Annotated in this window: 1 protein-coding gene; it reads right to left on the reverse strand. The window is 61.2% G+C overall.

Going from position 1 to position 734, the window contains the following annotated elements; all coding sequences use genetic code 11:
• Positions 1-244 precede the first annotated feature (244 nt).
• Positions 245-625, reverse strand: a complete 381-nt coding sequence (gene rplS / locus NS334_RS16535) for a 50S ribosomal protein L19 (RefSeq protein WP_058756986.1) — start codon at positions 623-625, stop codon at positions 245-247.
• Between the last annotated feature and the right edge of the window lie 109 nt (positions 626-734).

The raw sequence follows: 734 nt of genomic DNA on the forward strand, positions 1-734 counted from the left end.
GTCGCAAACCGCCCGAAGAAGCGGCCGGGCAGCCGCGAGCGATCGTCGATCACGACGCGCTTGCAGGTCTGACTTGGGCAGCACTGGTTTGCTTGATCCGGAACCATTCTAAATTTCTAACACAGGGCTCGCGCCCGCGACAATCGATCGATGCGCGGGGTGCTACGTCAGATAGGTATGCCGCAACGAAAAAGCGCGGGGCAGGCCCCGCGCTTTTGGTCACATCCCCTTTTAAGGGAAACGTTTACTCGCCGACGGCGGTCTGGCGGTCCTGCTTCTCGACGATGCGGGCCGACTTGCCGCGCAGGTTGCGCAGGTAATAGAGCTTGGCGCGACGCACCTTGCCGCGACGCACGACCTTGATCGAGTCGATCATCGGCGACAGCACCGGGAAGACGCGCTCGACGCCCTCGCCGTACGAAATCTTGCGGACGGTGAAGCTCTCGTTGAGTCCCTGGCCGGAACGGCCGATGCAAACGCCTTCATAGGCCTGCACGCGGGTGCGCTCGCCTTCGACCACCTTCACGTTGACGATGACGGTGTCGCCGGGCCCGAATTCCGGAATGGTCTTGGTGGCGGCGAGCTTGTCGAACTGCTCTTTTTCGAGCTGCTGAATAAGGTTCATCGAAATCTCCATCGGCGGCGCGCCCAGCCTTTGGCGGGCTGCGCAAACGTCCATCTATCCTGCGCGTGTGCGGATTAGGCCGTGCCCAAAAGGACGGTCTATTAAAAAA

This window comes from Sphingomonas endophytica (assembly GCF_001476895.1).
Taxonomy (GTDB): Bacteria; Pseudomonadota; Alphaproteobacteria; order Sphingomonadales; family Sphingomonadaceae; genus Sphingomonas; species Sphingomonas endophytica_A.